At 65.8% G+C, this 8,087-nt stretch carries 6 protein-coding genes; 4 read left to right on the top strand and 2 right to left on the bottom strand.

Annotated features, from left to right (window positions below):
- Positions 1 to 78: 78 nt before the first annotated feature.
- Entirely contained in the window at positions 79 to 630 is a 552-nt protein-coding gene (gene metJ / locus ASD82_RS18165) for a met regulon transcriptional regulator MetJ (RefSeq protein WP_082542781.1), read from the top strand.
- A 358-nt stretch (positions 631 to 988) separates the two neighbouring features.
- Positions 989 to 2,032, top strand: coding sequence for an energy transducer TonB (locus tag ASD82_RS04920; RefSeq protein WP_056716284.1), 1,044 nt, complete (start codon positions 989 to 991; stop codon positions 2,030 to 2,032).
- A 395-nt stretch (positions 2,033 to 2,427) separates the two neighbouring features.
- On the opposite strand, the gene ASD82_RS04915 is transcribed toward ASD82_RS04920, so the two are convergent.
- Positions 2,428 to 3,744 (bottom strand): serine hydrolase domain-containing protein, encoded by a 1,317-nt coding sequence (locus tag ASD82_RS04915; RefSeq protein ID WP_056716281.1) that lies wholly within the window; start codon positions 3,742 to 3,744, stop codon positions 2,428 to 2,430.
- Between the two features lie 55 nt (positions 3,745 to 3,799).
- Between ASD82_RS04915 and ASD82_RS04910 the strand changes: the two genes are divergently transcribed.
- Both ASD82_RS04910 and ASD82_RS04905 read left to right on the top strand, forming a co-directional pair.
- Positions 3,800 to 4,387, top strand: coding sequence for a LemA family protein (locus ASD82_RS04910; RefSeq protein WP_056716280.1), 588 nt, complete (start codon positions 3,800 to 3,802; stop codon positions 4,385 to 4,387).
- A gap of 48 nt (positions 4,388 to 4,435) precedes the next feature.
- Positions 4,436 to 6,400, top strand: a complete 1,965-nt coding sequence (locus tag ASD82_RS04905) for a M48 family metallopeptidase (RefSeq protein WP_056716277.1) — start codon at positions 4,436 to 4,438, stop codon at positions 6,398 to 6,400.
- A 65-nt stretch (positions 6,401 to 6,465) separates the two neighbouring features.
- Here ASD82_RS04905 and ASD82_RS04900 read toward each other — a convergent pair whose 3' ends face one another.
- Positions 6,466 to 8,061, bottom strand: a complete 1,596-nt coding sequence (locus ASD82_RS04900; RefSeq protein WP_056716274.1) for a choline dehydrogenase — start codon at positions 8,059 to 8,061, stop codon at positions 6,466 to 6,468.
- Positions 8,062 to 8,087: the final 26 nt, after the last annotated feature.

Below are 8,087 nucleotides of genomic sequence, written 5' to 3'. Positions count from 1 at the left end.
TGATTTCATGATTGAAATCAATTGACACCAGAAATCTTCAGGGATAGCTTTCGCAACAGATCACGGGGAATGCGTTTTATGGCAACAACCAAATTCATCAAGCCGTACGTCGAACACGGTGAAAAGGCGAATGCAGTACGCAAGATCACTGTCTCGATTCCGCTGCATGTATTGCGGCGGCTTTCTGATTTGCGCACGCATCGTCAAGTGAACAATCTTCGGCACGCTACCAACAGTGACGTGTTGGTCGAAGCGTTCCTGCACGCTTTTACTGGGCAACCACTGCCAACTGATGAGGAGCTGAGACGAACCATGGCCACTGCCAAGAAACCCGCTGCAAAGAAACCGGCCGCCAAGAAGGCCGCCGCCAAGAAGCCCGCCGTGAAGAAGGTTGCCGCCAAGAAGGCTGCCGCCAAGAAGCCGGTAGCGAAGAAGCCGGCAGCCAAGAAGGTTGCCGCCAAGAAGCCGGCCGCCAAGAAGGCTGCTGCCAAGAAGCCGGCTGCTGCCAAGAAAGCTGCCGTGAAGAAGGTTGCGAAGAAGGCTGCGCCGAAGAAGGCTGCCGCCAAGAAAGCTGCACCGGCCAAGGTGGTGAAGGCCACCAAGACCGCCAAAGCCAAAGCGAAGAAGTAAGCCGACCCGCGTTACCCAACAATAAGACAAGCAATCGACTTCTCTCCCCGCGGTGCCCAGCGCGGGGAGAGCACTTCGAAAGATTCGTCCCGGCCTGGCCGGGACGCTTCGTTTCCGGCGACGGAAAAGTTTCCGGCGGGAGGCGCGGGGCCAGCTGGCCTGCATCGAGTCCGGGCCCGGCGAGTCGCCGGCGGGTGGGGCGTCTTTCCCCGGCGGTCCGGAATCCGCGCCATTTGCCGTGCTGTCCCATTGGAGTTACCTTCTGCACATCCGCGCCGCGGTGAATCCGGGGGATTCGTCGCTCCTGGGTGTACAGGGGGAAAAAGCGCGGGTATCTGTCGACACTCAGTGAGAGACCATGGATACCCGATACATACTAGATACGCGCCGGCATGCGCGCGGGGCCATTCGCCCCACCATGATTGCCATCATCGCCATCGTTGTCCTGCTTGCCGTAGGCGCGTGGTTCCTCATCATCAAGCCGCACCAGGATCTGGTGATGGCCGACTCGGGTGGCCATCCGTCCACGCCGGTTTCCACCGCAACGCGGGCGGCGCCGCCACCGGCCAACGTGGCGGCGATGGATTTGAACCAGTTGCTCGCCGAGGCTCGCACGGCCATGAACGAGCAGCGCTATCTGGCGCCGGCCGGCAACAATGCCTTCGAGTTCTACCTGCGCGTGCTGGAGAAGGAGCCGGGCAACAAGGTGGCTTCGGATGCCTTGCGCGAGACGTTCCCGTTCGCTGCCAATTCGGCGGAGCAGGCGATCAACTCGCGTGACTTCAACGAAGCCCAGCGCCAGATCGATCTGCTGGCCAAGGCGGATCCGGCGAACTTCACGCTGACCATCCTGCGCTCGAAGCTGGATGCCCAGCGCAAGACCCTGGACAAGCAGCAGCAGTTGGCCCTCGACCAGGAGAAGGCGGCGCAGCTCGCTGCGCAGAAGGCGGCGGCGGACAAGGCTGCTGCCGATCAGCTGGCCGAACAGCAGAAGGCGCTGGCCGCCGAACAGCAGAAGGCGCAGCAGGCACGCACGGCGCAACAGGCCAGTCAGCCGACCTCGACGACGGCCAACGCCGCCGACTCGACCGGCGCTGCGGCAGCAGGTGCGGACCAGTCCGGCGCGAGCGGGGCCAACACCGCCGCCGTGCTGGTGAAGGCCGCTCCGGCACGCTATCCCACCGCGGCCATGCGCACACGCCAGCAGGGTTGGGTCGTGGTCACGTTCACCGTCGACCCCGACGGCAAGACCAGTGACGTGAAGGTGCTCGAGTCGCAGCCGCGCCATGTGTTCGACCGTGCGGCCATCGATGCCGTGGAGCGCTACCGCTTCACGCCGGCGATGAAGAACGGTGAGGCGGTGTCCAGCATCAAGCAGCAGCGGATCGAGTTCAAGCTCTGATCCGGAAGTGACCGATGGACTGGCGGCGCATGTTCTGCATGCGCCGCCTTTTTTTCGACCAGCAAAAATCCGGGGTCCTTGAAGAAGGCGGCTGCGCGCGCCTTCTTCCATCGCGAGTCAATCGGTGTGCGGGCTCGCGCAGCGGGCACGGTCACGGCGTGAGCGGGCACCGTCCTCCGCGAAAGCCGCAAGCCCTCAGAGCCCGTGAAGAAAACCACTTCCTGTGGTTTTCTTCTATCGCACGTCCGGTACGCGCCCGGACGTGCTCACGCGAATCACTCACTTGCGTGACCGATCCGCGTCCGGCCATCGCGCAACCGCTCCTGCGTTGCCTCAACTCGGGCATCCATGCCCTCGCCGTGGCCGGGCTTCGAGGTTGAAAAAATCACAACCTCTCAGTGCTTGCGTGCCGGCCGATGGCGCGCGCGTGGCTTGTGCTTCGGTTTCCTGGCCCTGGTTGGCGCGACGGCCTTTGCCGGCCCTTCGATTTCGGCCCAGTCGACGTGTGGCAGGCCGAGCAGGCCGTCCAGCACCATCGGCATCAGTCCGCTTGGCGTGGGCCCGGTGGAGTTCCACAAGGTGACCACGCCGGCACGGTACTTCGGGAAGAAGCCGATCATGGTGCGGTAACCGGCTACGGCGCCGGCGTGATAGATCAGGGTTTCACCGCCGTATTCGTACACGCGCCAGCCCAGCGCGTAGTGGGCATCGGTGAGCCGGGCGCGACGCCAGGGCGTGGCGTGCAGTTCGCTGGGCGTGGATACGCCCGGAGCATGCAGGACGTCGAGCAGCGAGGTCGGCAATACGTCCTGGCGTCCGCCCATCTGCGCGATCAGCCATTTCTCCATGTCGCGGATGCTGGCGTTGACGCCGGCGGCGGGCGCCACGCGGTAGTAGGTCTCGTTCGGATCGAACGGGATCCAGCCGCGGCTGCTGCCACGATGCGGCCGTGCCCAGCTCTTGCTGGATTCCAGGGCGGCGCGTCCATAGCTCGCAGTGGTCATGCCCAACGGATAGAAGATGCGCTTGTCGACCTGGTGATAGAAGAAGTCGCCGGTGCGCGCGAGTACCACGTCGCCGATCATGCTGAAGGCGACGTTCTGGTAGCCGTAGCACTGACCGACGCCGCAGACCATGTCGACCTCGTCCAGCTTGCGCACCAGCTCCTCGTAGGACGTATCGCCTTCGAGCATGTTGTCGTAGGTGTTTCGCGGCAGCCCCAGTCGCTGCCCCAGGATGTCGCCGACGGTGGCCCGTGCGGCAGCCTGCATGTCCTTCAGCTTGAAGTACGGCAGCACGTCGAGCAGTTTCGTGTCCCAGCCGAGCTTGCCGTCGTCGACCAGCAGGCCGGTCATCGCGGTGGCGAAGGCCTTGGACAGCGATGCCAGGCGGAACACGGTCTGCGGCGTGATCGGGTCCTTCGTGGTGGCATCGGTGTAGCCGATCGTGCCCTCATAGGCCACCTTGCCGTCGATCACCACCGCAGTGGCGAGCCCGGCTACCGCATCGCGCTGCGCGACGCGATTGAGCCAGCGCTGGTAGTCCGCAAGGGTCTGCTTGACGCGTGCCGCCGGCAACTTCTGCGGCGTCTGACCCACGCTGGTGGGCGCTGGCGCCGGTGCGGCGGAAGAGGGCGCTGCCTTAGCGCAAAGCGGCGCACAGGCCAGCCCGAGAGCGCCTGCGACCAGCAGGAAGAGCTTATGAAACTGCATGGTATTCTGATCTGGTTCCGGCGTGGGGATGCGCCTCAGGGTGGGGAATTTGTCTATGGGTCTGATCATTGTTCTGATTGTCGTCGTTCTGATTGTCTTGTACTTCGTGGCGATCTACAACGGACTGGTGACTTCGCGCAACGGCTACAAGAACGCGTTCGCGCAGATTGACGTGCAACTGACGCGCCGACATGACCTGATACCGAACCTGGTCGAGACGGCCAAGGGTTACCTCGCCCACGAGCGGGGTACCCTCGAGGCCGTGGTGCAGGCGCGCAACGCGGCGGTGAACGGGCTGGCCGGTGCCAAGGCCAAGCCGGGTGACGCGGCTGCGATGCAGCAGCTGGCCAGCAGTGAAAATGCTTTGACACAGACTTTGGGTCATTTGTTCGCGCTGCAGGAGGCCTATCCCGACCTGAAGGCGAACCAGACCATGATGCAGCTGTCCGAGGAGCTCACCTCGACCGAGAACCGGGTGGCCTTCGCGCGGCAGGCATACAACGATTCCGTGCTGACCTACAACAACAAGCGTGAAGTGTTTCCCGCCTCGTTCGTGGCCAACAGTTTCGGTTTCGCTGCCGCCGAATCGTTGAAGATCGAGAACCCCGCCGTGCGCGACGTGCCGAAGGTTTCCTTCAGCTGATCGCTGCTGCGTCGTGGCGCACGCCACGGCGCAGATCCGGGAGTCTCCATGGATTTCTTTGCGCAGCAGGCTCGCGTGCGCAGCAGCAGCCGGCGCCTGGTCGTGCTGTTCGTGCTGGCGGTGGCCGCCATCGTGGCGGCGATCGACGCCGTGGTGTGGTTGGTGCTGGGTCATCATCCGGCGAACGGCGAGTCGGCGCGATCGAACCTGCCGCTGCTGTTAGGCAGTAGCCTGGCGGTGGTCGCCGGCATTGGCCTCAGTTCGTTGTTCCGCATCAGGAGCCTGTCCGGCGGCGGGAGGACGGTTGCCGAACGCGTGGGTGCGGTGGTGGTCCCCACCAATGCCCGCGACCCGGCATTGCGCCAGCTGCGCAACGTGATCGAGGAAGTGGCGATTGCAGCCGGCGTGCCGGTGCCGGACATCTACCTGCTGGCGGACGAGCTCGGCATCAATGCGTTTGCCGCGGGCTATTCGGCATCGGACGCCGCGGTGTGCGTGACCCGCGGTTGCCTGGACCAGCTCACCCGCGACGAGTTGCAGGGTGTGATCGCGCACGAGCTCAGCCATGTGCTGAACGGTGACATGCGATTGAACATCAGGCTGATGGGCCTGCTGTTCGGCATCCTCGTGGTGGGGATCGCGGGGCGCCGGGTGATCGAGTCCAACGCCGAGCGCAGCAGTCGACGTGACGGTGCTGGCCAGATCGTGCTGATCGGGCTGGCACTGATCGGGATCGGCTACATCGGCTACTTCTTCGCGCGACTGATACAGGCTGCGGTGTCGCGTTCGCGCGAGATGCTGGCCGATGCCTCGGCTGTACAGTTCACCCGCCAGACCGCCGGCATCGCCGGCGCCCTGAAGAAGATCGCGGCGCTCGGCCTGACCTCGCGCCTGCAGATGGCGAACAGGCAGGAAGTGGCGCACATGCTGTTCTGCGCGGCCGGTCGATCCAGTGAGCTGTTCGCCACCCATCCACCGCTGCTGCAGCGCATTCGTGCGCTGGAACCGGGCTTTCGGGAAGAGGAGCTGATCCGGATTCGCACGGCGATGCTGCGTGTGGCCATGCAAGCCACGGCCAGCCCCTTGCTGGCATCGGCGCCGGCACCGGCCATGTCGCCGGTGTATGCCGGCGTGATTCCGGGGATGGCGATTCCTCTCGTAGTGCCGGCATTGTTGACTGGCGCGCTGGCGAGCGCTGGCACGCCGGCCAGAGGACAGTTCCAGCGCGCCGCCGCATTGCATCGGGCCTTGCCCACGCGCTTGCGGGAAGCCGCGCAGCAGCCCGAGTCGGCGCTTGCCGTGGTGCTGGCGCTGGCCGCCTCCGCGGCCGAACCACAGCCGGCACAGCGGCGCATCATCGTCGATGCGTTCGGTGACGACGTGCTGCGGGCGGTGCAGGATGTCGCCGCCGATCTAGCGTCGCTGCCACCGGGTTCCCGCCTGCCATTGGCCTCGCTGGCCTTCCCCGCATTGAAGTGCCTGCCGGCAGGACGACAGCAGACCTTGCTGGTCACTCTCGATGCAGTGGTCAATGCCGATGGCAGGGTCGATCTGGGCGAATACTGCCTGGCGCGGCTGCTGCGCCTGCAGTTGCTGGAGGCGCAGCGGCCGCGGAGCGCACCGATCGATGGCGTGAAAAAACTTCCGGCCTGCCGTGACAGCGTGGCCCTGGTCTGCGCCATCGTCGCCGCGGGCGGCTGTTCCGACGAAGCGGGCGCGCGGCGCGTCTGGCTGATGGCGATGCAACATGCCTTTCCCGGCGAAGCGATCGAATGGACGCCGCCGCCAGCGGCCTGGCAGGCACCGTTCGAGCAGGCGCTGGACGATCTGGACGGCTTGCTGCCGGTCGCCAAGGAGCTGGTGATCCAGGGTATCGTCGTTGCAATCAACGCGGATGACCTCGTCAGTGTGGAAGAGGCCGAACTGTTGCGAGTGATTTGCGCCGGCCTGCACTGCGCAGTGCCGCTGCAGGAGCGCCTCGGCGCGCGCGAGGGCTCTTGCCTGGCTTCGTAGGCCGGGCGCTGCCCGCCGGCTCTGGTTGTTGTCATGTCAGGTGCGTGCGGCGGACGGTGTCCGCCCTACGGAGCTGCGGTCTCCAAGAGAAGCGCACTTGCCCGCTCAGCGATCATGATCGTGGGCGCATTGGTGTTGCCGGTGGGAAGCGCCGGCATCACCGAGGCATCGACCACGCGCAGGCCGTCGATCCCGCGCACGCGCAATTCGCTGTCGACCACCGCGTGATCGTCGTTGCCCATGCGGCAGGTGCCGACCGGGTGATAGATGGTCTCCGCCTTGCGCCGGATGAAGTCGGTGTATTCGGCGTCGGTGTCGATGCGGCGTTCGGGAAACACCGGGGCGCCACGATGGGGCGCGAACGCGGGCTGGTCCAGGATCTCGCGCGACAGCCGCGCGGCCTCGATCATCAGCTTCAGGTCATGGCCTTCCGGGTCGCCCAGGTAGTTCGCGTGGATCGCGATCGGTTGCGCCGGATCGGCCGAGTGCAGGCGCAACCGGCCACGGCTGCGCGGGTGCAGGTAGCAGGCGTGCAGCGTATAGCCGTAGCCGGGCAGGCGGTGGCGGCCGTGATCGTCGAGCAGTGCCGGCACGAAATGGAACTGCAGGTCGCAACGCTCGTCGCCGGCGAAGCGGCTGCGCACGAAACCGCCGGCCTCGGCCACGTTGGAACTGCCCGGTCCATCGCGGTGGCGCAGCCAGCGCAGGCCCGCGGACAGTTCGTTGAGGTGGTCGTAGCTGATCCGGGTGGCATTGCCATCGAGCGTGCAGATGTCCAGATGGTCCTGCAGGTTGCCGCCGACGCCGGGCAGGTCCGCCTGCACCGCGATGCCGTGGTCGCGCAGGTGATCGGCCGGGCCCAGTCCCGACAGCATCAGCAGTTGCGGCGAGTTGATCGCGCCCGCGGCGAGGATCACCTCGCCGCCCTCGATCCGTTCCGTTCCGTGCCGGCCGCGGCGCAACTGCACGCCGACGGCGCGGCCATTTTCGATCAGCACGCGCTCGACCAGCGCGCCCGTGCGTACCTGCAGATTGGCGCGACTGCGCACCGGTTTCAGGAACGCCGCCGCCGTCGAGCAGCGGGCGCCGTCACGCTGGGTGACCTGGTACAAGCCGAAGCCGGCCTGGCCGACACCATTGAAATCGTCGTTGCGCGGATGCCCCGCACTGGCGGTCGCCTCGATCAGCACCCGTGACAACGGGTTGACGTGGCGAAGGTCGGATACGCCGAGCGGACCGTGCATGCCGTGCAACGGGCTTTCGCCGCGGCTGTTGTCTTCGCTGCGCACGAACCAGGGCAGCACCTCGTTCCACGACCAGCGCGGGTCGCCAGTGACCCGGGCCCACTCGTCGTAATCGGCGGCGACCCCGCGGATGTAGCACATCGCGTTGATCGAGCTGGAACCGCCCAGCGTCCTGCCGCGCGGCCACCACAGTCGGCGCTGGTTGAGCGCAGGCTCCGCTTCGGTGCGGTAGTTCCAGTTGAGGCGGCGATTGTTGGCCAGCCGCGCGATGCCGGCGGGCATGTGGATCAGCGGGTTCCAGTCGGTCGGGCCCGCTTCCAGCAGCAGCACGCGCGTGGCCGGATTGGCGCTGAGCCGGTTGGCCAGCACGCAGCCGGCCGAGCCGGCGCCGACGATGATGTAGTCATGGCGATTCATCAATCTGCTGCCCCCGAAGAGTGGAC

Origin of the sequence: Rhodanobacter sp. Root179, from assembly GCF_001428465.1 — a bacterium.
In the GTDB taxonomy this organism is placed as follows: Bacteria; Pseudomonadota; Gammaproteobacteria; order Xanthomonadales; family Rhodanobacteraceae; genus Rhodanobacter.
The sequence above is the reverse complement of the archived record's forward strand: the minus strand, read 5'-3'. Positions and strand labels throughout refer to the sequence as shown.

Bases quoted from the DNA above. Each gene is read 5' to 3' on its own strand.
- ASD82_RS04920 (WP_056716284.1), top strand. From the start codon at position 989: ATGGATACCCGATACATACTAGATACGCGCCGGCATGCGCGCGGGGCC.
- metJ (WP_082542781.1), top strand. From the start codon at position 79: ATGGCAACAACCAAATTCATCAAGCCGTACGTCGAACACGGTGAAAAG.
- ASD82_RS04910 (WP_056716280.1), top strand. From the start codon at position 3,800: ATGGGTCTGATCATTGTTCTGATTGTCGTCGTTCTGATTGTCTTGTAC.
- ASD82_RS04900 (WP_056716274.1), bottom strand. From the start codon at position 8,061: ATGAATCGCCATGACTACATCATCGTCGGCGCCGGCTCGGCCGGCTGC.
- ASD82_RS04915 (WP_056716281.1), bottom strand. From the start codon at position 3,744: ATGCAGTTTCATAAGCTCTTCCTGCTGGTCGCAGGCGCTCTCGGGCTG.
- ASD82_RS04905 (WP_056716277.1), top strand. From the start codon at position 4,436: ATGGATTTCTTTGCGCAGCAGGCTCGCGTGCGCAGCAGCAGCCGGCGC.